21 protein-coding genes are annotated in these 21,977 nt (G+C 61.2%); 11 read left to right on the top strand and 10 right to left on the bottom strand.

What is annotated here, in order from left to right; translation table 11 throughout:
* Positions 1 to 30 precede the first annotated feature (30 nt).
* The 5 genes from RB216_RS05485 to RB216_RS05505 all read left to right on the top strand — a co-directional run bounded on the left by RB216_RS05485 (position 31) and on the right by RB216_RS05505 (position 3,554).
* Positions 31 to 1,050: an alpha/beta fold hydrolase gene (locus tag RB216_RS05485; RefSeq protein WP_028619039.1), complete on the top strand. Its 1,020-nt coding sequence runs from the start codon at positions 31 to 33 to the stop codon at positions 1,048 to 1,050.
* A gap of 55 nt (positions 1,051 to 1,105) precedes the next feature.
* Positions 1,106 to 1,759 (top strand): DsbA family oxidoreductase, encoded by a 654-nt coding sequence (locus RB216_RS05490; protein ID WP_028619040.1) that lies wholly within the window; start codon positions 1,106 to 1,108, stop codon positions 1,757 to 1,759.
* A 96-nt stretch (positions 1,760 to 1,855) separates the two neighbouring features.
* Positions 1,856 to 2,776, top strand: coding sequence for an arginase family protein (locus RB216_RS05495; protein ID WP_123474697.1), 921 nt, complete (start codon positions 1,856 to 1,858; stop codon positions 2,774 to 2,776).
* On the top strand, positions 2,773 to 3,153 hold the full coding sequence (locus RB216_RS05500; protein ID WP_308908399.1) for a DMT family transporter: 381 nt from the start codon (positions 2,773 to 2,775) through the stop codon (positions 3,151 to 3,153). Before RB216_RS05495 ends, RB216_RS05500 begins: the two co-directional genes overlap by 4 nt.
* Complete coding sequence (locus RB216_RS05505) at positions 3,150 to 3,554, top strand: EamA family transporter (RefSeq protein WP_068936989.1); 405 nt, start codon at positions 3,150 to 3,152, stop codon at positions 3,552 to 3,554. The genes RB216_RS05500 and RB216_RS05505 overlap by 4 nt, the downstream gene beginning before the upstream one ends.
* 84 nt (positions 3,555 to 3,638) lie before the next feature.
* Here RB216_RS05505 and RB216_RS05510 read toward each other — a convergent pair whose 3' ends face one another.
* Entirely contained in the window at positions 3,639 to 4,505 is an 867-nt protein-coding gene (locus RB216_RS05510) for a fatty acid desaturase family protein (RefSeq protein WP_305383759.1), read from the bottom strand.
* A 55-nt stretch (positions 4,506 to 4,560) separates the two neighbouring features.
* Positions 4,561 to 5,331, bottom strand: coding sequence for a MipA/OmpV family protein (locus tag RB216_RS05515; protein ID WP_028619044.1), 771 nt, complete (start codon positions 5,329 to 5,331; stop codon positions 4,561 to 4,563).
* Positions 5,332 to 5,559: 228 nt separating this feature from the next.
* Here RB216_RS05515 and RB216_RS05520 point away from each other — a divergent pair, with 228 nt between their 5' ends.
* From RB216_RS05520 to RB216_RS05545, 6 genes are all read left to right on the top strand, one after another.
* Entirely contained in the window at positions 5,560 to 6,261 is a 702-nt protein-coding gene (locus tag RB216_RS05520) for an MtnX-like HAD-IB family phosphatase (RefSeq protein ID WP_028619045.1), read from the top strand.
* Positions 6,254 to 7,648: an aspartate aminotransferase family protein gene (locus RB216_RS05525; RefSeq protein ID WP_016977483.1), complete on the top strand. Its 1,395-nt coding sequence runs from the start codon at positions 6,254 to 6,256 to the stop codon at positions 7,646 to 7,648. Before RB216_RS05520 ends, RB216_RS05525 begins: the two co-directional genes overlap by 8 nt.
* Positions 7,645 to 8,538 (top strand): alpha/beta hydrolase, encoded by an 894-nt coding sequence (locus tag RB216_RS05530; RefSeq protein ID WP_308908400.1) that lies wholly within the window; start codon positions 7,645 to 7,647, stop codon positions 8,536 to 8,538. The genes RB216_RS05525 and RB216_RS05530 overlap by 4 nt, the downstream gene beginning before the upstream one ends.
* Positions 8,539 to 8,637: 99 nt before the next feature.
* Positions 8,638 to 9,762, top strand: a complete 1,125-nt coding sequence (locus RB216_RS05535) for a GNAT family N-acetyltransferase (RefSeq protein WP_028619047.1) — start codon at positions 8,638 to 8,640, stop codon at positions 9,760 to 9,762.
* Positions 9,762 to 11,531: a sensor histidine kinase gene (locus RB216_RS05540; RefSeq protein WP_236319176.1), complete on the top strand. Its 1,770-nt coding sequence runs from the start codon at positions 9,762 to 9,764 to the stop codon at positions 11,529 to 11,531. Before RB216_RS05535 ends, RB216_RS05540 begins: the two co-directional genes overlap by 1 nt.
* On the top strand, positions 11,521 to 12,918 hold the full coding sequence (locus tag RB216_RS05545; protein WP_122724030.1) for a sigma-54-dependent transcriptional regulator: 1,398 nt from the start codon (positions 11,521 to 11,523) through the stop codon (positions 12,916 to 12,918). Before RB216_RS05540 ends, RB216_RS05545 begins: the two co-directional genes overlap by 11 nt.
* 33 nt (positions 12,919 to 12,951) lie before the next feature.
* On the opposite strand, the gene RB216_RS05550 is transcribed toward RB216_RS05545, so the two are convergent.
* The 8 genes from RB216_RS05550 to glpD all read right to left on the bottom strand — a co-directional run bounded on the left by RB216_RS05550 (position 12,952) and on the right by glpD (position 21,758).
* Positions 12,952 to 13,290, bottom strand: coding sequence for a GlpM family protein (locus RB216_RS05550; RefSeq protein ID WP_028619050.1), 339 nt, complete (start codon positions 13,288 to 13,290; stop codon positions 12,952 to 12,954).
* Positions 13,290 to 14,639 (bottom strand): two-component response regulator AauR, encoded by a 1,350-nt coding sequence (gene aauR, locus RB216_RS05555; RefSeq protein WP_032864516.1) that lies wholly within the window; start codon positions 14,637 to 14,639, stop codon positions 13,290 to 13,292. The genes RB216_RS05550 and aauR overlap by 1 nt, the downstream gene beginning before the upstream one ends.
* The gene (gene aauS, locus RB216_RS05560; RefSeq protein WP_028619052.1) at positions 14,636 to 16,537 is read right to left on the bottom strand and encodes a two-component sensor histidine kinase AauS; all 1,902 of its coding nucleotides are present in this window, start codon (positions 16,535 to 16,537) and stop codon (positions 14,636 to 14,638) included. Before aauS ends, aauR begins: the two co-directional genes overlap by 4 nt.
* A 109-nt stretch (positions 16,538 to 16,646) precedes the next feature.
* The gene (locus tag RB216_RS05565; RefSeq protein WP_003188952.1) at positions 16,647 to 17,381 is read right to left on the bottom strand and encodes an amino acid ABC transporter ATP-binding protein; all 735 of its coding nucleotides are present in this window, start codon (positions 17,379 to 17,381) and stop codon (positions 16,647 to 16,649) included.
* On the bottom strand, positions 17,378 to 18,049 hold the full coding sequence (locus RB216_RS05570) for an amino acid ABC transporter permease (RefSeq protein WP_010212763.1): 672 nt from the start codon (positions 18,047 to 18,049) through the stop codon (positions 17,378 to 17,380). Before RB216_RS05570 ends, RB216_RS05565 begins: the two co-directional genes overlap by 4 nt.
* On the bottom strand, positions 18,049 to 18,795 hold the full coding sequence (locus RB216_RS05575; RefSeq protein ID WP_010212762.1) for an amino acid ABC transporter permease: 747 nt from the start codon (positions 18,793 to 18,795) through the stop codon (positions 18,049 to 18,051). Before RB216_RS05575 ends, RB216_RS05570 begins: the two co-directional genes overlap by 1 nt.
* A gap of 193 nt (positions 18,796 to 18,988) precedes the next feature.
* Positions 18,989 to 19,915, bottom strand: a complete 927-nt coding sequence (locus RB216_RS05580) for a glutamate/aspartate ABC transporter substrate-binding protein (protein ID WP_028619053.1) — start codon at positions 19,913 to 19,915, stop codon at positions 18,989 to 18,991.
* Positions 19,916 to 20,219: 304 nt separating this feature from the next.
* The gene (gene glpD / locus RB216_RS05585) at positions 20,220 to 21,758 is read right to left on the bottom strand and encodes a glycerol-3-phosphate dehydrogenase (protein WP_028619054.1); all 1,539 of its coding nucleotides are present in this window, start codon (positions 21,756 to 21,758) and stop codon (positions 20,220 to 20,222) included.
* Positions 21,759 to 21,977: the final 219 nt, after the last annotated feature.

The raw sequence follows: 21,977 nt of genomic DNA on the forward strand, positions 1-21,977 counted from the left end.
CTACTGGGGTTCTGCGTTTCGGTGTTTTTCATGCGCGTGTTGTTTTTACTGGCCGCTCTGTTGTTCGGCCTGCCGTCCTTTGCGGCTTCTCGATGTGACGTCAACGTCCCGACCCAAACGGTCGACCTGGCTCAGGTAAGCATTGCCTACCAGAGCATCGGCCGTGCGTCTGATCCTGCGTTGCTGCTGGTGATGGGCCTGGGCGGGCAATTGATCCACTGGCCGGATGAAGTGGTGGTCGCCCTGTGCCAACAGGGTTTCCGGGTGATCCGTTACGACAACCGTGACGTCGGCCTGTCCACCTGGCGCCAGGCGCCTGCCAACGCCAACCTGACCTTTGAAGTGCTGCGCTACAAGCTCGGCCTGCCGGTGGCGGCGCCCTACACGCTGACCGACATGGCCGACGACGCCATCGGCTTGATGGACGCGTTGCAGATCCAGCAATTTCACGTGCTGGGCGCGAGCATGGGCGGCATGATCGCCCAGCACCTGGCGGCGATGGCGCCGCAGCGGGTCGAGAGCCTTACGCTGATCATGACCAGCTCCGGTGCCGAAGGCTTGCCGGCGCCGAATGCGGCGTTGGTACAACTGCTGTCGCGGCGCAGCGCACCGAACCGTGAAGTGGCCCTGGAGCAGCAAGCCGATTTGCTGGCGGCCCTGGGCAGCCCGAATGTGACGGATGATCGCCAGGCGCTGTTGCACCAGGCGGCGCTGTCCTACGACCGCGCCTTCAACCCGGACGGCGTGAAGCGCCAGATCATGGCGATCCTCGCCGAACCCAGCCGTGTGCCCTTGCTCAACCAACTGCGCGTGCCAACTCTGGTGGTGCACGGCACCGCCGACCCGCTGTTGCCGGTCATGCACGGCGTACACTTGGCGGCGCATATCCAGGGCAGCCAGTTGAAACTGATCCCCGGCATGGCCCATCGTTTCCAGGAAGCGTTCAAGGCGCCGCTGTTGACGGCGGTGCTGCCGTACCTGCAAGCCCATCGTGAAGACACGGCGCACTGGGCGCAGATTGACCCGGGCGAGCCTTCGAAGGTGTTGTGACATTGGTGTATCGTGCAACCTTTGTGGCCCATTTGCGCCTGCGAGGTTGCCTGTCATGAGTACTCCCCTGAAAATCGATTTCGTCAGCGACGTGTCCTGCCCCTGGTGCATCATCGGCCTGCGCGGCCTGACCGAAGCCCTCGACCAGCTTGGCGCCGAGGTGCAGGCCGAGATCCATTTTCAACCGTTCGAACTGAACCCGAACATGCCTGCCATCGGTCAGAACATCGTCGAGCACATCACCGAGAAATACGGCTCCACCGCTGAAGAATCCCAGGCCAACCGTGCGCGCATCCGCGACATGGGCGCCGAGCTGGGCTTTGCCTTTCGCACCGATGGCCAGAGCCGCATCTACAACACCTTCGACGCACATCGCCTGCTGCATTGGGCAGGTCTGGAAGGCTTGCAGTACAACCTCAAGGAAGCGCTGTTCAAGGCCTACTTCACGGATGGGCAGGACCCGTCCGACCATGCCACCCTGGCGATCATCGCCGAAAGCGTCGGCCTGGATATCCAGCGTGCGGCCGAGATTCTCGCCTCCGATGAATACGCCGCTGAAGTACGCGAGCAAGAGCAGCTGTGGATCTCCCGTGGCGTGACCTCGGTGCCGACCATCGTGTTCAACGATCAGTACGCCGTCAGCGGCGGTCAGCCGGCGGAAGCCTTTGTAGGGGCGATCCGCCAGATCATCAACGAAGCGAAAAACTAAAGCCGATCACGCTCCCACATTGGTCAGTCACCGTCTTCAAGAGTTGTGCTGGCCCGTCCCTTGCATTGACCCCCTAAAGCCTTAGGGGACACTGCCTTGAACATTCTTGACCTCGACCACAGCCTCACCGGCCAGGCACCGATTGCCCGGCGTCTGGCCAGCGGCCGTGCCACGCGTATCGACCTGCTGGACCTGGGCCCCAAGCTGCGCCTGTGGTCCACCGAAAAAACCTGGAAACGCTTCGCCGAACGCCTGGCCCAACGGCCCCGGCCCACCGATGCGCGGCCGGAAATCCTGTTTGTCGGCTCCGGCGACTATCATCACCTCACCCCGGCCTTTCTCGCCGATCTGAAAGAGCCCATTAGCCTGATCCACTTCGACAACCACCCCGACTGGGTACGCTTTGCGCCCAAGCGCCACTGTGGTTCGTGGGTCAACCGCGCGCTGAAGATGCCGGCGATCAAGCGCATCGTCACCCTCGGCCCGTGCAGCGACGACCTGCACAACCCGCAACTGCGCGGCGGTAACCTCGGCGCCCTCAAGCGCGGGCACTTGCAGCTGTTTCCCTGGCAGCATCCACCGTCGAAAGTCTGGGGCCGGGTAGGGGACGGCGCCGGTCACCAGCAGCAGGAAAACCACCTGTATTGGCGCAACCTGGCCGAGCTGGATTGGGCGGCCTTCCTGGAGCAGATGATCACCAGCCTGCCCACCGAAGCGATCTGGATCACCATCGACAAAGACGTGCTCGCCAGCGAAGACGCGGCCACCAACTGGGACCAGGGCGGCATGCGCCTGACCCATCTGCTGCAAGCCTTGCGAGCCTTGGCAGCGCGTAAACGCATCATCGGCATCGACGTGTGCGGCGAGTTCGCCACGCCAGCCTTCAGCAACGCGTTCAAGCGTTGGGAGGCTAAATCCGACCAGCCGCCGCCCGAGCGCTGGAGCGTCGAAGATCTGCAGCGCAACGCCGCCACCAATGAAGCCCTGATCGACCTGTTTGAGGAGCTGTTCCCGTGACGTTGACCGTGGTGTTGCTGGTGGCGTTTTCCATCGTGCTCGATGTGATCGGCCAGTTGTGTTTCAAGATCGGCCTCGACCGTTTGCCTGAACTGGACGGCGGTTTTCGCCTGAATGCGTTCTGGGGCCAGGTGTTCAATGCGCCGTTGCTGTGGGCCGGGATCGGCGCCTATGCCGTCGAGTTCCTCGTGTGGCTCGAAGCCTTGTCCCGTGCGCCGTTGAGCCTACTGTTTCCGGCTGCCGCGCTGGCCTATTGCGGCGTGGTGCTGGCGGGCAAGGTGGTGCTGGGCGAAACCGTCAGCCGCCGCCGTTGGTTGGGCACGCTGGTGATTACTTTAGGCGTGATGTTGGTAGCGATTGCGGGGAGTCAGGCATGAGTACGCAGATTATGAATAACGGATGGTTGCACGGGCGCCTCGGCACGGTGGTGCTGTGGGCCTTGTTGATCTGTACCGAAAGCGCCGGCCAACTGTTTACCAAAGTGGCCGGGGATCAACTGGGGCAGATGGATTTGAGCTGGCAGTGGCTGGCGGACGTGGCGCGTAACCCCGGGATTCTGGCGGCTATCGCCAGCTACATCGGCGCGTTTTTCGTGTGGATGCTGATCCTGCGGCGCAGTAGCCTGTCCCTGGCGTTTCCGCTGAGTTCACTGGTGTTTGTGGTGGTGTTGCTGGGGTCGTGGCTGGGGCTGGGGGAACATATCAGCCCGCTGCACTGGGTGGGGGTGGCGGTGATTATCGCCGGCATCGCCCTGCTGGCCGAAGGCGAAGAAAACTGATCACTTTGGTCTGGTTTGATTTTTGTGGTGAGCGAGCTTGCCTTGCACAGGGCAAGCCTGCTCACCACAGGGGTTAGTGGCGAGTCAGGGTTTTCTGTGCGCCACCAGAAAGCCCAACCCGTGTGACACTGGAAGCTGCTTCACCCCCGCCTCACGCTGTTGCTCGGCAATTTCCCGATGGAACGCCTTTACCTTGGTCCAGTGCATCTTGGGCCGGTAGTGGTGCTCGGCGTGGTAGCCGTTGTTCATCCAGATCAGGTTGTACAGCACGCTGTAGGAGCTCACCCCCCAGGCAATCGGCAGGTCCGGGTTGCCGCCGAAGTGTTCGTAGTAGCCGTTGAGCGATGACAGGCACTGGCCCAGGTACCAGAACGGCAACAGCCACAGCACCGCCTGCCAGTTGTAGAAGGCCAGGGCGATATAGAACGCCACCGTCACGCCGATCTCGACCTTGACCCAGCGCGCATCCGCCGGGCGCTTGCGCTTCATCTCGTCGTAGAACGGCTTGGGATCGTCGCGGAAAAAACTCAGGAAAGTATAAGCCCACGGGTTTTCCGGCTGGCCATTGTGGCCGCGCTGGTAGATCGACAGCGGGTCGATGGTTTTACCGTCCGGGCCCGGCAGGTCGGCGTTGCCACGGTGATGGCGGTTATGGATGTCGCGGTAGAGCGTCTGGGAAAAGCCGATGGTCACTGACAGCAGCAAATCGAACGCCCGGTTCATCGCACGATGGTTGAAGTAGGCGTTGTGGATCTGGTTGTGGGAGATGCTGTTGATGCTCCACGACAGGCTGATCGCATAGACCAGCGCCAGGGGCACGAGCGCCCACCAGCTCAGGCTGTGGAACGCGGTGACCAGCCAGATGACAAAGGCGAAATGCGCCAGGCCCAGGGCAATGGGGATCAGGTCCCACAGCGAATGATGCAACAGGCGGTAAGCGGGGCGAGCCATGAAGAGTGTCCTGGAAAAATGGATTCCAGAGCCTCATTGCAAACCCCAGACCAACCTAGTCGAACTTGTAGCTGATGGCTGTTTGCACCTGGCCCTGGTTCACTTCGCCGGTCTGCCGGACGATGCTGCTGTCGGCCGCCGAGCCCACCAGGTGAACCCAACTGGCGCTGGTCAGCAATGACCATTTAGCCGCCAGGGGAAACTCGAAACTCTGGGTCAGCGTCAGGTTCTGGAAGCCGCCGCTGGCGTTGTAGGGGCGAAAGCCCGTGGCAGCGGCCTCGTTGTCGTCTACGCCGAAAAACGTGTTGGTCTGGCGCGCATCTGCGAAATGCGCGACCAGGCCGCTGCTGCCGATGATCCCGCCACCCAGGGGATAGCCCAGTTCGCCGCCGACTTTGCCCAGGATACCGCTCTGTGAATGCCCACCGCCCACGGCTTGACCCAGTTGCGCGTAGACCCGCCAGAAATCAGCCGGGGCGTATTGGATGAAACCACCGACTTCCGCCATGTCCGACACATTGCGCAGGCCCTGGAGATCGCCATTGGACGTGCGCCCCGACAGGTAATTGATATAGGGGCCGGCGGTCAGGCCTTGGGTGCTGAGCGCGCTCCAGGTCAAGCCGTCATCGGTGCTCAGGCTGACATCGCCCCAGTCCAGGTCGAAATAGGGAACGGGCCGCGTTTCGTAGCGGCTGCCGGTAGGGTCATGAGGTTGGTAGCTGACGCCCGCGCCCACTTCACCGGTGATGCCCTCGGCCACGGCAGCGTTTGAATAGCTCCACAGGCCAAGCAAACCGGCGAATGCAGCGCATGTGATCCTCAACATGGTCACAGTTCCTTGATTGAATATGCGCGCATGAACGCGCAAAGCATCCTTTCCACGCAAGCACTCATCTTGTTTGTAGCAAGCTACAAAAATTGTAGCTCCTGCGACACAAATCGCCGGCCATGCCAGGCAAAGGCCCAGCCCCGCTGGGCGGTGGCCAGTTGGCACACTCCCTGCTCTACACCTTGTTGCAAGCGCACACAGCGCGCTCCTCCAAGGTAAACAACGATGATCCAGTGGCATATCGTGTGTGACTTCGACGGGACCATTACCCCCACCGATGTCATCGACAACGTCCTCCAACGCTTCGCCGGCCCCGAGTGGGAAACCATCGAACAGGAATGGCTGGATGGGCATATCGGTTCACGCGAATGCCTGAGCCGCCAACTGGCGCTGATCAAGGCGACTCCCTCCGAATTGCTGGCGTATTTCGACAGCGTCGAGATCGACCCGGACTTCCCGGACTTCGTCGATCACGTAATCGGCCTGGGCGCTTCCATCGAAGTGGTCAGCGACGGCATCGAGCAGGGCATCGCGCGGATCCTTTCACGCAACTACGTGACCTTGCTGCCGATCCTCGCCAACCGCCTGCGCCAGGTCGACCAGAACAGCTGGCGCATCGATTTTCCGTACTCCAGTGATGCCTGCCGTGCCGCCTCCGGCAACTGCAAGTGCAAGTCCACGCCGCGCAACAAGCGCGTGCTGGTGATCGGCGACGGCAAGTCCGACATGTGCGTGGCTTCCACCGCTGACTTCGTGTTCGCCAAAGGCAGCCTCGCCAAGTACTGCGAAGCCAACAACATTCCTCACGCACGCTTCGACACCTTTGCCGAACTGCCTGCGCTGCTGGCCCGACTGCCGCAAGGCATCGCCGCCAACGCCACCTCCTTTACTGCTACTGACAACCAGGAACTCTTCCACCATGTCTGATATCCGTATCGCTACCGCCGAAGACCAGATTCTTCTGGATAAAGAAGCCAAATACTGCTCCTACGGCGACACCGTCCACTACATCGAGCCGCCGCGCATTTTCAGCCGTTGCGAAGGCTCCTACGTGTGGGACACCGAAGACCAGGCCTACCTCGACCTGCAAATGTGGTACTCGGCGGTCAACTTCGGCTACGCCAACCCACGCCTGAACAATGCACTGAAACAGCAGATCGACACCCTGCCGCAAATCGCCAGCCAGTACCTGCACAAAGGCAAGATCGAGCTGTCCGAAATGATCGCGGTCGACGCCAAGAAGAAATTCGGCCTCGACGGTCGCGTGCACTTCAACGTCGGCGGTTCGCAGTCCATCGAAGACTCCCTGAAGGTCGTGCGCAACGCCACCAATGGCAAGAGCCTGATGTTCGCTTTCGAAGGCGGCTACCACGGGCGTACGCTCGGCGCTTCGTCGATCACCTCCAGTTACCGCTACCGTCGCCGCTACGGCCACTTCGGCGAGCGCGCGCAGTTCATCCCGTTCCCGTATCACTTCCGTGGCCCTAAAGGCATGACCAAGGAAGAATACGGCAGCCACTGCGTACAGCAATTCGCCCGCCTGTTCGAGACCGAGTACAACGGCGTGTGGGACCCGAAAGTCGGTTCCAGCGAATACGCCGCGTTCTACGTCGAGCCGATCCAGGGCACCGGCGGCTATGTGATCCCGCCGATGAACTTCTACCGTGAGTTGAAGCACGTACTGGATCAGCACGGCATCCTGATGGTCTCCGACGAAATCCAGATGGGTTTCTACCGCACCGGCAAACTGTGGTCGATTGAACACTTCGACGTGCAACCGGACGTGATCGTCTTTGGCAAGGCGCTGACCAACGGCCTCAACCCACTGGGCGGCATCTGGGCCCGTGAAGAGTTGATCAACCCGAAGATCTTCCCGCCAGGCTCGACTCACTCCACCTTCGCCTCCAACCCGTTGGGCACGGCGGTGGGCCTGGAAATGTTCAAGATGACCAACGAAGTCGACTACGGCGCGATGGTCATGGCCAAGGGCAAGTTCTTCCTCGAAGGCCTGCAAGACCTGCAGAAACGTTTCCCAATCATCGGCGACGTCGACGGCCTGGGGCTGGCCCTGCGCTGCGAAATCTGCGGCCCGGATGGTTTCACGCCGGACAAGGCGACCCTGGACTACATGGTTGAAGAAGGCATGAAGGGCGACATGGTGGTGGACGGCCAGAAACTCGGGCTGATCCTCGACGTGGGCGGTTACTACAAGAACGTGATCACCCTGGCACCGTCCCTGGAAATCAGCTACCCGGAAATCGAACTGGGCCTGAAGCTGCTTGAGCAACTGCTGGTGCGAGCGACCAACCGGTGAAAACAGCAGAGATCGACCTCGGTGAAGGTACTGCCGGTTTCGTTCTCGGTGATGGTCCGGTCGGGATCCTGTTGATCCACGGCCTGACCGGCACCCCGACGGAATTGCGCCAGGTTGCCAAGGGCCTGGCCAAGGTGGGCAATTGCACGGTCTACGTGCCCACCCTGGCCGGGCACTGCGGTGACAACAGCGACCTGCAGGCCACTGGCTGGCGCGACTGGTACGAAGGCGTGCGCAAGACCTTCGTCGGTGTGAAACAGCGCCACGAACAGGTGTTCGTCGGTGGCTTGTCCATGGGCGCGGTGATGTCGATGTACCTGGCGTCGGAGCATCCGGACCAGGTCGCCGGGTTATTGATGTACTCCACCACGCTCAAGTACGACGGTTGGAGCATCAACAAAATGGCGTTCATCACGCCGCTGCTGATCCGCATTCCTTTTGGCGTGCGCCTGTTCCGGTTTACCGAAAAACCACCTTACGGCATCAAGAACGAACGCCTGCGCGCCATCGTTGAACGACAGATGAAAGAAGGTGAGAGCAGCGAAGCGGGCTTGTTGACGATGGAAGGCGTGACCGTACGCGAATTGCACTGGATGAACGCCGAGGTCAAAAAACGCATGCCGTCGATCAAGGTGCCGGCGCTGGTGTTGCACTCCATCGAGGACGACATCACCAGCCGTTGGAACGCTGACTATGTGGAACGCCACCTCGGTGGCCCGGTGACCAAGATCCTGCTGGACAACTGCTACCACATGATCACCGTCGATTTGCAATACCGCCGGGTGATCGAGTTGAGTGCAGCGTTCATCAACGAGCGAGCTCTATGCAGTGAGCGGGCTTGCCCCGCGCTGGGTGGCGAAGCCGCCCTAAAAACTGCAATTGCGGTTTAACTGGAAAAACTCAGCTCCGGAAATGGGGCGGCTTCGCCCCCCAGCGCGGGCGGTGCGACGATTCGACAAGCCCGCTCACTACAGAAATAAGGGACCGATGTGATTACCGCCCAAGCGTTCCCGACCATCCGGGCCCTCCAGCGCAGTGCCTGGAACGACTGTTTCCCGGGAGCCCTGGAGGACTGGGACTATTACGTCGCCGTGGAAAACGCCGCCATCAATGATTTCCAGTGGCGTTACCTGGCGGTTTACGAAGATGGAACGCTGGTGGCTGTGGCCGCGGCGTTCATCACCCATTATCGCCTCGACACCACGGTGTCGGGCGCCGGCAAGCGCTTGACCGAGCGTGTGGAGCGACTGTGGCCGGGGCTTTTGCAACTGGGGCTGTATGCCCTCGGTTCGCCGGTGGCCGAACGCTGCGACGTCGGCTTTGCCAGCGGCGTGGCGGATGTGCGCCGCCCGCTGCTGCTCAAGCACCTGTTGGAAGCTGCGCGCCAGGATGCCGATGACTTTGGTATCGGCTTGGTGGCGGTCAAGGATGCGCCGAGCAAAGATCCGCATTGGCTCGAGAGTTGCCGCGCAGCGGGCTTCCAGAGCATGCCGAGCTTGCCCACGGGCGTGTTGCCGCTGCCCTACGGCTCGGTGGACGCCTACCTGGGCTCCCTGGGAAAATCCACGCGTAAGGACCTGCGCCGCAAACTGCGCGCGCCCGGGCCACGGGTGGAGTGGCGGCGCACTATCGACGACGTGCTGCCCGAGGTCATGCGCCTGTACGAAGCCACGCTCACGCGTGCCGAGCTGCAGTTCGAGCGGCTGCCCGCCGGCTACTTCACCGGAGTGCTGGAACGGCTTGATGAGCGGGCGGTCTGTGTTCTTTACTGGGTGGACGAGCAACTGGTGGCGTTCAACCTGATCCTGGTGGACGAACACCGGCTGGTGGACAAGTTTTTCGGGCATGACGTGGCGTTCACCCGCGACTACAACCTGTACTTCCGTAGCTGGCTGACCAATGTGGACTACTGTATTCAACACAATATTGCCGTGTATGAGTGCGGCCAGGCCGGGTATGCCAGTAAGCTGCGCCTGGGCTGCGAGTTCCAGGGCAACAGCGTGTTTTTCCGCCACCGCAACCGGCTGGTCAACGGCCTGCTCAAGCTTGTAAAACTGTTTATTCGACCGGATCGTTCCGACCCTGCCATGGCTGCTGCGATAAGCGAAACCTGATGATCACCAAGACCCGCCAGAAAGCCCGCCCCTTTGCCATTTCGCGCTGGAGCGTCCAGCGCAAGCTGGTGCTGGCGTTCTGGTTGGTCAGCGTGATTCCCACCATGATCGCCGCCGAACTGGCGGCAACCACGCTTTCGCAGATCTTCGACAGCAACGTGCGCATCTGGCTGCAGGAGTCGACCAAGATCGTCAAGGACGAGATTGGCGACATCCTTCACGACAACGCGCGCATGGCCAAGTTGTTCCTGCGCTACACCAGCCCGCCCTCCAGCCGGCAGGCGGCCAAGCACGACCGGCTGACTGCCGACATTGCAGATGCCACGGACATCGACGTGGTCGCACTGATCCGCGTCAGCGACCACAAGCTGGTGTTCAGCACCGCCTCCGACGACATCGTCAAACAGATCAGCCTGACCAGCAACGCGGTGTTGCAGACCGTGCAGGTGGCCGGGGTGAGCACCGGGATCGTGGTGTCCACCTTCGAGACCACCCAGGACGGCGTCGATTACCTGCTGCTGGTGGCCACGTACCTGGACAGCAGTTTCCTCACCAGCGTGGCCGATGTGCATTCCCTCGACCTGCGCCTGTACCTGGCCAACCCCGATGGGTTCTCCGAAATATTCTCCACCCAGCGCTTCGAGGATCACCCCTCGCGCATCCCCAAGAACGTCGAAACTGCGATGCGCAGCACCAAGCAGCCCAGCGAGCAGTTCACTAATAACTACAGTGGGTTGTACTGGCCGATCTTCAACGACGCCGGCGACTTGCAGGGCGTGATTTTCAGCGGCCTGCTGCGCCACACCAGCCTGGTGGGGCTGGTGAACCAGAGCAATCTGTTCGTGCTGATCTTCCTGCTCAGCTCGGCATTGTCGCTGGCGGCGGGGGTGTTAGTGTCGCGGCGCCTGACCAAGCCGCTGCGAGACCTTTCCCAAGGCGTGAGCGCGGTGATCTCCGGCGATTACGCGCACCGCGTGGTGGTCAGTGGCGGCGACGAGTTGGCGCAGTTGAGCAGCACCTTCAACCATATGACCGAGCGCCTGGGCGAGTTGCATTACCTCGAAGCCCAGCTGCGCCGGCGTGATCGCCTGCATGCCCTAGGTGAAGTCGCCATGGGCCTGGCCCACGAGATCCGCAACCCGCTGGGCATCATCAAGACGGCCACACAGTTGCTGCACCGCCGCGCCGACCTGGCGGACACCGACAAGCGCCACCTGGAATACGTGATCAGTGAAGTCAGCCGCATCAACGACCTGATCACCGAGTTCCTCGACTTCGCCAAGCCCAACCCGCCGCTGCGCGTATTGCAGCCTGCGCGCCCGTTGGTGGAGGAAATCCTCGGTTTCTGCGCCCCGGAACTGGCCACCCATAACATCGACGCGCACATCGATGACCAGGCGCCGGGGGCGACGATCTACGCGGATGCCAAGCAGCTCAAGCAGGCGTGCCTCAACCTGATTCTCAACGCCATCGACGCGATGCCTGAAGGCGGGCGCCTGACCCTGGGTATTCGCACGGAAGGCGAGAACACGCTGATCAGCATCGCCGACACCGGCCAGGGTATTCCGGCGGACATGATCGAGCGCATCTTCACGCCATTCGTCACCACCAAGGCGTCGGGCACCGGCTTGGGCCTGGCCAAAGTCTATTCGATCATGGAAAGTCACGACGGCAGCATCGAATGTGCCAGTGAGAAAGATGCCGGCGCCACCTTCAGCCTGTACATTCCGGCGAGTGGCGAAGACGAAGAGGACAGTCATGACGCATAACATTCTGGTAGTCGACGACGAACCCAAGCTCTGCGACCTGCTGGCGTCGGCCCTGGGCCAGAACGATGTGCAGGTGTTTATCGCCGGCAACGGCCTGCACGCGCTCAAGGTGCTGGAGCAGGAAGACATCGACCTGGTGATCAGCGACTGGCGCATGCCTGGCATGGACGGGCCGGCGCTGCTGGCCGAGATCAAGGTGCGCTACCCCCATGTGCCGGTGATCGTGATGACCGCCTACAGCACGGTGAAAAACGCCGTGCAGTCGATGCGCAACGGCGCCTACGACTACATCGCCAAGCCGTTTGATATCGACGAGCTGGACATCACGGTGGCCAAGGCCCTGCAATTTCGCGACATCATGCGCGACAACGCGCGCATGCGTGCCGAGCTGGACGAACACGCCCAGTTCGACAGCCTGGTGGGCGACAGCCCGGCGTTTCGCAAAGTGCTGCAAGCGGTGGACTCGGTGCGCGACAGCAGCGCTACTATCCTGCTGACCGGCGAGAGCGGCACCGGCAAGGAAATGGTCGCCCGTGCCATCCACAAGCATGGCAGCCGCGCCGACAAACCCTTCGTAGCGGTCAATTGTGCGGCGATCCCGGAAGGGTTGCTGGAAAGCGAAATGTTCGGCCATCGCAAAGGCGCGTTTACCGGCGCCGTGGCGGACCGGGTAGGGCGCTTCCAGCAGGCGGACAAGGGCACGCTGTTTCTCGATGAAGTGGGTGATATGCCGTTGGCGTTGCAGGCGAAGATCCTGCGGGCTTTGCAGGAGCGGGTGATTGAGCCGGTGGGCGATCCCCGTGAACGCAAAGTGGATGTGCGGGTGATCGCCGCCACCAACAAGAACCTGCTGGATGCAGTCGCCAACAAGGAATTTCGCGAAGACCTGTACTACCGCCTCAACGTGTTCCCGATTCCCCTGCCGGCCTTGCGCGAACGGGTGGAAGACATCGCACCCCTGGCCCGTCACTTCGCCCAGACACTCAGCGCCACGGCCGGCAAGCGTATCACTGGCTTCAGCCCTGAGGCGTTGCAGGCCATGGCGGCGTATCACTGGCCGGGCAACATCCGTGAACTGCAGAACTGCGTAGAGCGCGCGACCATCGTAGCGGCGTCGCCGGTGATCGAGGACATCGACTTGCCGGGTTACTTGTTTGCGTCCAAGCCGAGTGAAGGCGATGTGACGGCGATCCTCAGCGACGGGCCGGGTATTCCCCAGGACCTCGATGCGGCGCTGGCGGAGGTGGAGAAGGCCTACATACTCGCGGCGTTGCAGGGGAGCAACGGCGTGCAGGCTGCGGCGGCAGCGAAGATCGGGATATCGGAGCGCAGTTTCTGGTATCGCCTGAAGAAGCTGGGCATCCAGGTCGACAAGATCGTCCGCTGATACCCTGAGGTTCAAATGTGGGAGCGTGTTGGGTCAGGCGTGAACGCGGACCCAGATGCTGACCAATATCGTCGCGGCCATCAACCACGCCACCGCTGCCACGGCCAGTGACGCTTCCAGCCGCATCCGATCCACCATCACATACAAGGTCGCCAGGTACACAAAGTACGGAATGATCGACCACATTCCGAACAGGATCGTGGTCTTCAAGTCGTCCACCGAACGGCCCTTACCGACGATGTAGTGGGCGATCAAGGCAAAGGTCGGAAACAGCGGCACCAGGCCTGCGATGTAGTAGTTCTTGGTCTTGGCCAGCGCGGCCAGAATCAACACCACGGCCGCGCCCAGGGCGGCCTTCAATACCAGATCCATCAGTGGCTCAACCCGTATTTTTTGACTTTGTCGAACAGCGTGGTCTTGGCCATCCCCAGTTCCTGGCTGGCCTGGGTCAGGTTGCCGCCGCTGCGTTGCAAGGCATCGTTGAGCAGGTTGCGCTCGAAGGCTTCTACCGCCTCGGTAAAGGCCAGGCCCTGGCTGCCGCTGCTGGAGCCGCTTTTCTTGAAGGCCGGCAGGCCCAAGGCGAAGCGTTCGGCGACATTGCGTAGTTCACGCACGTTGCCCGGCCAGTCGTGGCTCATGAGGCTCGACAGGGTTTGGTTGTCCAGCTCCGGCACACTGCGGTCAAAACGCAGCGAAGACTGCTGCAGGAAGTGTTCGAACAGTTGCAGGATGTCTTCGCGGCGCTCGCGCAACGGTGGCAGTTCCAGCGTCACTACGTTGAGGCGATAGTACAGGTCGCTGCGGAACTGATTGGCACGGCTCAGTTCATCAAGGTCGGACTTGGTGGCGGCGATCACCCGGCAATCCACGGCCACGCTCTGGTTCGAACCCAGGCGCTCCAGAGTGCGCTCCTGCAGCACCCGCAACAGTTTGATCTGCAGGTTGATCGGCATGCTTTCCACTTCATCGAGGAACAACGTGCCTTCGTGGGCGTGTTCGATCTTGCCGATGCGACGCTTGCCGGCACCGGTAAAGGCGTTGGCTTCGTGGCCGAAAATCTCGCTTTCGAACAGGTTCTCCGGCAGGCCGCCGCAGTTCAGGGCGACGAACTGGTGGGCGTGGCGCCGGCTGAAATCATGCAGGCAGCGCGCAACCAGTTCTTTGCCGGTGCCGGTCTCGCCTTCGATCAGCACGTTGGCCGAGGTGTCGGCGACATTGGCGATCAGCTCGCGCAGGTTTTGCATGGCCGGCGAACGGCCAATGATGCGGCCTTCCAGCGAATCGCGCTCGGCCAGTTGGCGGCGCAGCGACCAGACCTCACGCGCCAGTCCGCGCTGTTCCAGGGCGCGACGCGCCACGTCGACCAGGCGTTCGGGGGAGAAGGGTTTTTCCATGAAGTCATAGGCGCCGTTGCGCATGGCGCCGACAGCCATGGAGATATCGCCATGCCCGGTGATCAGCACCACCGGCAGGCTTTTATCCAGGGCCTTGAGGCGGGTGAGCAACTCCAGGCCGTCAATGCCTGGCAAGCGGATGTCGCTGATCACGATGCCGGCGAAGTTCTCGCTGATGCGCTTCAACGCCTCTTCGGCGCTGCCCACGCCGACGCTGGGAATGTCTTCCAGGGCCAGCGCCTGCTGGCAGCCGAGCAGCACATGAGGATCGTCTTCGACGATCAGCACCGTGAGTTCGTCTTTAATGGCTTTAGCGTCTGTATTCATGTCGACTCAGCTTTTTGAGCGCCCGCCAACGGCAGGCACAAGACAAAGGCCGTTCCACCACTGGCCGGGTGCTCCACGGCAAGGTTGCCGCCGGTGGCCGCCGCGAGGCTGGCGGACAGCGTCAGGCCCAGGCCCAGGCCTTGCTCGCCGGGCTTGGTGGTGAAGAACGGTTCAAACAAATGCTTGCGCGCCTCGGCGTCTATACCGTGGCCATTATCGCGCACGTGCAGGCGATATTTGCCCTCGCTGCTGCTGCCTTCCAGCCAGAGCTCGGGCGCGGGCTGGGCCTGCATGGCGTCGAGGGCATTGCCGATCAGGTTGACCAGGATCTGCTCCAGGCGCGTCTGGTCGATTTGCAATTGGGCGTGGGAAAAGTCGCGGTGCAGGGTCAGTGGCAGGCTGTCCAGGCGTGCGCCGAGAACCTGGAACGCCGCGTCGACCGCTTTGGCCAGGCTGGCTTCGCCCTGGTCGTCGCCGCGCCGGGCGAAGGAACGCAGGCTGGCGGTGATGCGGCCCATGCGGTCGATCAGTTCGTTGATGGTCTTGAGGTTGGCGCTGGCGGTGTCCAGGGCGCCGCGCTCAAGGAAGCGCACGGTATTGCCGGACAAGGTGCGCAGCGCTGCCAGCGGCTGGTTCAATTCGTGGGCAATGCTGGTGGACATCTGGCCGATAGCGGCCAGTTTGCCGGCCTGAACCAGCTCATCCTGGGCGCGACGCAGCGTCTCTTCGGCCTGGCGTCGTTCGCGAATCTGGCCCTTGAGCCGTTCGTTGCTGGCGCGCAGGTCGGCGGTGCGTTCGGCAATTCGCCGTTCCAACTGGCTGTTGGCTTCCTGCAAGGCTTCACGGGCGGCGAGGCGGGTGGCGATGACCTTGCGCCGCTCATTCCAGGCGATCAGCAAAAATGCGACCAAGCCAAACGCAACGGCCACCAGAATGCCCTGGTTTATCGCGGCACGGCGCAGGTCGTTGAGCGGCGTGAGCAGGGTAAAATTCCACGGCGTGTCATTCAGCGGGCGGGTTTGCGCCAGGTAGCTGACTTCGTGCTCGTCGTTGACCACTTCACTGTTGGCCGGGAAGGTTAGTTTCTCGGTGCCTTCGTTGAGGCGCTCACGGGCCAGGGGTTCCAGCTCGTTCAACGTCGCCCAGTAATATTGCAGGCTGTGGGCCAGGCGTTCCTTGGTGTCATCGCTCAGCGGGCGCACGGCCTTGAGGCGGCGGGCCGGGTCGCTGGAAAGGATGATGATGCCGTTCTCGTCGCTCACAAAGGCTTCGAGGCGCGCGCGCTGCCAGCGCTCTTCGAGGGCTTCGAGGCGCACCTTGACCACGGCGACGCCGATGATCTTGCCGTGCTCTTCCAAGCCGTGCGCCAGATAGTAGCCGGGTTCGCCATTGGTGCTGCCGATGCCGTAGAAACGGCCAGGCTGGCCACGTACGGCGTTCTGGAAATAGGCGCGGAAGGACAGGTCTTCACCCTGGTAACTGTCGGCATCGCGCCAGTTACTGGTGGCCAGCACGCGGCCAGTGGTGTCCATCACGTAGATGGCCCGACTGCGACTGCGTCGGTTCAGGCCTTCGAGGTAATCGTTGACGGTCTTGCGGGTTTCCTGGTTCGGGTCGGCCAGCAGCGTGGAGACGCTGGACTCCAGTTCCAGCAGGCTGGGCAGGTAGGTGTATTTGCTCAGTTCGCTTTCGACGGTGCGGGCATGCAACTCCAGCTGGCGTTCGCCGGTGTCGCTGAGGGTGCGGATGCCATAGTACTCACTGATCCAGAAGCCGATATAACCCAGGCCGATCATCAGGGCGATGATCAACGGCGGCAGGAACAGTTGGCGGATCAGACGTGGTTTCACGGCAAGTGATGGCGGTGCGGCGCGAAATTGGTTGGGGTCGCATTTCATCACAGATGCCTTGGGTCAACCAGAGCTGCCAGCCTGTGCGGGCCAATGTGGGAGGGGGCAAGCCCCCTGCCACATTGGCCCGGTTTCCACAGTCGGCGCTATGTAGTGCTTAGTGCTGCAGGATTTTCTCAAGGAAGTGCTGCGCGCGTTCGGAGCGGGCGCTGATGTCGCCGAAGAATTCTTCTTTCGGGCAGTCTTCGATGATCTTGCCGGCGTCCATGAAGATCACGCGGTCGGCCACTTTGCGGGCGAAGCCCATTTCGTGGGTCACGCACATCATGGTCATGCCTTCGTGGGCCAGTTGCACCATTACGTCGAGTACTTCGTTGACCATTTCCGGGTCGAGGGCCGAGGTTGGTTCGTCGAACAGCATGACGATCGGGTCCATGGCCAGGGCGCGGGCAATCGCCACGCGTTGTTGCTGACCACCGGAGAGTTGGCCAGGGTGCTTGTGGGCGTGTGCTGACAGGCCGACGCGGTCGAGCAGTTGCAGGCCTTTCTTGGTGGCTTCTTCCTTGCTGCGGCCGAGCACCTTGATCTGCGCGATGGTCAGGTTCTCGGTGATGGTCAGGTGCGGGAACAGTTCGAAGTGCTGGAACACCATGCCCACGCGCGAACGCAGTTTCGGCAGGTTGGTCTTCGGGTCGGCGATGGAGGTGCCGTCGACCACGATGTCGCCCTTCTGGAACGGCTCCAGCGCGTTGACGCACTTGATCAGGGTGGATTTGCCCGAACCGGACGGCCCGCACACCACGATCACTTCGCCTTTTTTAACCTCAGTGCTGCAATCGGTCAGCACCTGGAAGTCGCCATACCACTTGTTGATGTTCTTGATAGAGATCATACGGCAAACCTTTTTTGCAGACGCTTGACCAGCAGCGAGGCGGAAAAGCTGATGATGAAGTAGACGACACCGGCAAAGATCAGGAACTCGTTGGAGCGGCCGATGATGTCGCCGTTGGAGCGGGCGGAGTTGAGGAAGTCCACCAGGCCCACGGTGTAGACCAGCGAGGTGTCCTGGAACAGGATGATCGACTGTTGCAGCAGCAACGGGGTCATCTTGCGGAACGCCTGGGGCAGGATGATCAGGCGCATGGTCTGGCCATAGGTCATGCCCATTGCCTGTGCCGCCGCCATCTGGCCTTTGGGGATCGACTGTACGCCGGCCCGTACGATTTCACAGAAGTACGCGGCTTCGAACATCATGAAGGCCACGACGCACGAGGTGAACGCACCGATCGGCGTGTCTTCGCCGGTGATCCAGCGCAACACGAACGGTACCGCCAGGTAGAACCAAGTGATCACCAGCAACAGCGGGATCGAGCGGAAGTAGTTCACATAAGCGCCGGCAACGCGCGACAGCAGTTTGCTGGACGACAGGCGCATCAGCGCCAGGACCGTACCCAGCGCAATGCCGCCGACCACGCCCATGACCATCAACTGCAAGGTCATGACCATGCCGTTCCACAGGCCTGGGATAGCGGGGATGATGCCGCTGAAATCGAAGTCCATTATTTACCCCCCACGGAGATCAGGCCGGGCACTGCGACTTTCTTCTCGACCAGGCGCATGAGCAGCATCAGGCTCATGTTCAGGGTGAAGTAGATCAGCGTGGCCAGGGTGAAGGCTTCAAACAGGTTGGCCGAGAATTCTGCGGTCTGTTTGGTTTGCGCCAGCAGTTCCATCAGGCCGATCAAGGACGCCACGGAGGAGTTCTTGAAGACGTTGAGGAATTCCGAGGTGAGCGGCGGAATGATGATCCGGTAGGCCTGTGGCAGCAGCACGTTCCAGTAGATCTGTGGCAGCTTGAAGCCCATGGCGCGCGCAGCGGATTCCTGGCCGCGTGGCAGCGCCTGGATGCCGGTACGCACTTGCTCACACACACGGGCGGCGGTGAACAGGCCCAGGCACACGACAACGCTCAGGTAGGCCGAGGTGGTCGGGTTGAGGTCTTGTTTGTACCAGTCCTGCAGGTTCTGCGGCAGCATGTCGGGTACCAGGAAGTACCAGATGAACAGCTGAACCAGCAGCGGCACGTTACGAAACAGTTCCACGTAGCAGGTCGCGATGCCCGATACGATGCGGTTTGGCACGGTGCGCATGACGCCCAGAATGGACCCCAGCAGCAAGGCGATAATCCATGCCACGACAGCGATGGCGATGGTCCAGCCCAAGCCGGCGATGTACCAGTCGAGATAAGTCTCGCTGCCCACGCCAGTGGACTTGAAGAACACGCCCCAGTCCCAGTTGTAATTCATTAGGGTCTCCCCTCGAAGTCGATCGATGTACAAGCACCCGCTTGGGGAAGATCCTTTCCCGCCTGACGGAGAACGCCAGGCACACGCGATCGGCTCGAAAACCGCCAGGTCGAGTGTTCCAAAATAAAGCCAGCAGGTAGTAACAGACGCCTGAGGGAGGGTGGCTCCCTCAGGAGATAAGCTTAGTCAGGTATCAGATTTTTACGTCAGGCGCTGGCTTGTCGCTTGGGTTGGCGATCAGCTCCTTCACCTTGTCGCTCATCGGGAAGTTCAGGTTCAGGCCTTTTGGTGGGATCGGGCTCTCGAACCACTTGCTGTAGATCTTGTTGATTTCGCCGGATTTGTACAGGGCAACGATGGCGTCATCGACCGCTTTCTTGAAGGCTGGGTCGTCTTTACGCACCATGCACGCGTAGGCTTCGAAGGATTGCGGAGTACCGGTGATGACCCAGTCGTCCGGCTTCTTGGCCTTGGCTTCTTCACCTGCCAGCAGGGCGTCGTCCATCATGAAGGCAACGGCGCGGCCGCTTTCCAGCATCTGGAAGGATTCGCCGTGGTCTTTGGCGGAGATGACGTTCATGCCCATCTGCTTGTCGGCGTTCATCGCTTTGATGATGCGCTCGGACGTGGTGCCAGCGGTGGTCACGACGTTCTTGCCTTTCAGGTCAGCGAAGTCGGCGTAGCTCGGCTTGCCATCCTTGTCTTTCTTGACCAGCAGACGGGTACCGATTTCGAAGATGTTGACGGTGAAATCAACTTGCTGGGCGCGTTCGGCGTTGTTGGTGGTGGAACCGCACTCGAGGTCCGCAGTGCCGTTCTGGATCAGCGGAATACGGGTTTGCGAAGTCACCAGGTTGTACTTGGCCTTCAGATCGGGCTTGTTCAGGTCTTTTTTCAGCTGTTCGACGACGGCCAACTGAATGTCGTGGGAGTAGCCCACGGGTTTGCCCGAACCATCCGCGATGTAGGAAAAGGGAATGGAGCTGTCGCGGTGAGCGAGAGTGATGGTGCCGGATTCGTTGATCTTCTTCAGCGTGCCGGTGAGTTCGGCGGCGAAAACTGGAGTGCTGATCAGAGCAGCAGCGATAGCTGCGCCCAGAATATGGGGAACGATGCGCATCAATACTTCCTCGACATTTGTTTTTTTTATGAAGCCGGCTAAACGGCTCTCTTGTACAGCGAATGCCCATGACGGCTCCTGAGGCGTCCCAGGCAATCGTCCAAGAGTGTAGAGCATGAGTCGTGCCAGGCTCGATATAAAAGGTTAACTACTTGTTTTGTAAGAAAATTAACTTTATATGACGACGTTCTTTCAAGCCTTGGATCCGGCAAACCGAATTGATGGCACTGCGGCGTTCGGAAAACCGAATGCGAAAAAAAGCCCCTGGGCCGTTCGGCGCAGGGGCTTTTGTAGTACTGGTCCGTCAGGCTGCTTCGATCTTGCTGCGGTTCTGCTCAACGGTGGACAGGTATCGCTGCACGTTGGCCTGTTCTTCCGGAGTAGTGAACAGACCCAGCTTGGTGCGACGCCACAGCACGTCCTGAGGCTGGGTTGCCCATTCCTCGGTGCACAGGTAATCAACCTCGCGGGTGTACAGGCCGCCACCCAAGTGGTCGCCCAGGTCGGCCAGCGATTGCACGCCTTCGAGCAGGCGCCAGGTGCGGCTGCCGTAGGTGGTGGACCAACGGCGGGCGATCTCGCTCGGTACCCAGTCGAACTTGCTGCGGATGGCGTCAGCCAAGGCTTCTGGCGTGGTCATGTCTTCGCCGCCGGGCAGGCTGGCGGTAGCAGTCCAGCTTGGGCGCATCTGGGTGAAGTAGGGGGCCAGTTGCGCCATCGCCGATTCAGCCAGCTTGCGATAGGTGGTCAGTTTGCCGCCAAACACCGACAGGATCGGCGCCTCGCCCGTGCCGCCGGACAATGCCAGGGTGTAGTCGCGGGTGATGGCCGACGGGTTGTCCGATTCGTCATTGCACAGCGGACGCACGCCGGAGTAGGTGTGGACGATGTCGTCGCGGCTCAGCTGCTTCTTGAAGTGAGCGTTGACCACTTTCAGCATGTAGTCCGTTTCACCTTCGGTGATCGCAACTGCAGCCGGATCACCGGTGTATTCACGGTCGGTGGTGCCGATGATGGTCAGGTGGTTCAGGTACGGGATGGTGAAGACGATGCGCTGGTCTTCGTTCTGCAGGATGTGCGCGTGAGCGCCTTCGTACAGTTTCGGCACGATCAGGTGGCTGCCCTGGATCAGGCGGATGCCGTAAGGCGAATCCAGCTTCAGGTCGTCCTTGATGAACTTGGCGACCCATGGGCCGGCGGCGTTCACCAGTGCGCGAGCACGGATCGAGAACAGGCTGCCATCGGCGCGTTCCATGTTCATTTCCCACATGCCGTTGCTGCGGTGGGCGCTGATGCACCGGGTTTGCGTGTGGATGTGCGCGCCTTTTTCGCGGGCGGCCATGGCGTTCAGCACGACGAGACGGGCGTCATCCACCCAGCAGTCGGAATATTCGAAGCCTTTGGTGATTTCGCTTTTCAGCGGGCTGTCGGGGCCGAACTTGAGGCTTTTCGAACCGGCGAGCTTTTCGCGCTTGCCCAGGTTGTCATACAGGAACAGGCCGGCGCGGATCATCCACGCCGGGCGCAGGTGCGGGCGGTGCGGCAATACGAAGCGCATCTGCTTGACGATATGCGGGGCCTTGGCCAGCAATACTTCACGCTCGGCCAGGGCTTCGCGCACCAGGCGGAATTCGTAATGTTCGAGGTAACGCAGCCCGCCGTGGATCAGCTTACTGCTGGCGGATGACGTGTGGCTGGCCAGGTCATCCTTTTCGCAAAGGAATACCGACAAACCGCGCCCGGCTGCGTCTGCTGCAATGCCGACGCCATTGATCCCGCCACCGATAACGGCAACGTCATAGACTTCGGCAAGCGGTGGGGCAGGCAAGGTAGAAGGGTTCATCGGCTGGCCTCGCGATCTTTTCGTATTGGAATTCGAACATTAATGTTCATTTGCGAAAATGGTAGCTGATAAACGCGCGCACAGCCACCTGACTTCGATTGAAAAAACTCATCGAAGCGGCGGGAAAGGAAAATTTGTGAACATAAAACGGTAGGAGCCGGCTTGCCGGCGATGGCGTCCATGAGGTCGCTATCGCCGGCAAGCCGGCTCCTACAAGGT

The sequence above is a fragment of the Pseudomonas canadensis genome, assembly GCF_030980095.1.
GTDB lineage: Bacteria > Pseudomonadota > Gammaproteobacteria > Pseudomonadales > Pseudomonadaceae > Aquipseudomonas > Aquipseudomonas canadensis.

Excerpts from the sequence above, each read along its gene's own strand:
- RB216_RS05570 (WP_010212763.1), bottom strand. The coding sequence starts at position 18,049 with ATGGACTTCGATTTCAGCGGCATCATCCCCGCTATCCCAGGCCTGTGG.
- aauR (WP_032864516.1), bottom strand. The coding sequence starts at position 14,639 with ATGAATACAGACGCTAAAGCCATTAAAGACGAACTCACGGTGCTGATC.
- RB216_RS05540 (WP_236319176.1), top strand. The coding sequence starts at position 9,762 with ATGATCACCAAGACCCGCCAGAAAGCCCGCCCCTTTGCCATTTCGCGC.
- RB216_RS05525 (WP_016977483.1), top strand. The coding sequence starts at position 6,254 with ATGTCTGATATCCGTATCGCTACCGCCGAAGACCAGATTCTTCTGGAT.
- RB216_RS05580 (WP_028619053.1), bottom strand. The coding sequence starts at position 19,915 with ATGCGCATCGTTCCCCATATTCTGGGCGCAGCTATCGCTGCTGCTCTG.
- RB216_RS05565 (WP_003188952.1), bottom strand. The coding sequence starts at position 17,381 with ATGATCTCTATCAAGAACATCAACAAGTGGTATGGCGACTTCCAGGTG.
- glpD (WP_028619054.1), bottom strand. The coding sequence starts at position 21,758 with ATGAACCCTTCTACCTTGCCTGCCCCACCGCTTGCCGAAGTCTATGAC.
- RB216_RS05520 (WP_028619045.1), top strand. The coding sequence starts at position 5,560 with ATGATCCAGTGGCATATCGTGTGTGACTTCGACGGGACCATTACCCCC.
- RB216_RS05545 (WP_122724030.1), top strand. The coding sequence starts at position 11,521 with ATGACGCATAACATTCTGGTAGTCGACGACGAACCCAAGCTCTGCGAC.
- RB216_RS05485 (WP_028619039.1), top strand. The coding sequence starts at position 31 with ATGCGCGTGTTGTTTTTACTGGCCGCTCTGTTGTTCGGCCTGCCGTCC.
- RB216_RS05490 (WP_028619040.1), top strand. The coding sequence starts at position 1,106 with ATGAGTACTCCCCTGAAAATCGATTTCGTCAGCGACGTGTCCTGCCCC.
- RB216_RS05575 (WP_010212762.1), bottom strand. The coding sequence starts at position 18,795 with ATGAATTACAACTGGGACTGGGGCGTGTTCTTCAAGTCCACTGGCGTG.
- aauS (WP_028619052.1), bottom strand. The coding sequence starts at position 16,537 with ATGAAATGCGACCCCAACCAATTTCGCGCCGCACCGCCATCACTTGCC.
- RB216_RS05550 (WP_028619050.1), bottom strand. The coding sequence starts at position 13,290 with ATGGATCTGGTATTGAAGGCCGCCCTGGGCGCGGCCGTGGTGTTGATT.
- RB216_RS05505 (WP_068936989.1), top strand. The coding sequence starts at position 3,150 with ATGAGTACGCAGATTATGAATAACGGATGGTTGCACGGGCGCCTCGGC.
- RB216_RS05510 (WP_305383759.1), bottom strand. The coding sequence starts at position 4,505 with ATGGCTCGCCCCGCTTACCGCCTGTTGCATCATTCGCTGTGGGACCTG.
- RB216_RS05515 (WP_028619044.1), bottom strand. The coding sequence starts at position 5,331 with ATGTTGAGGATCACATGCGCTGCATTCGCCGGTTTGCTTGGCCTGTGG.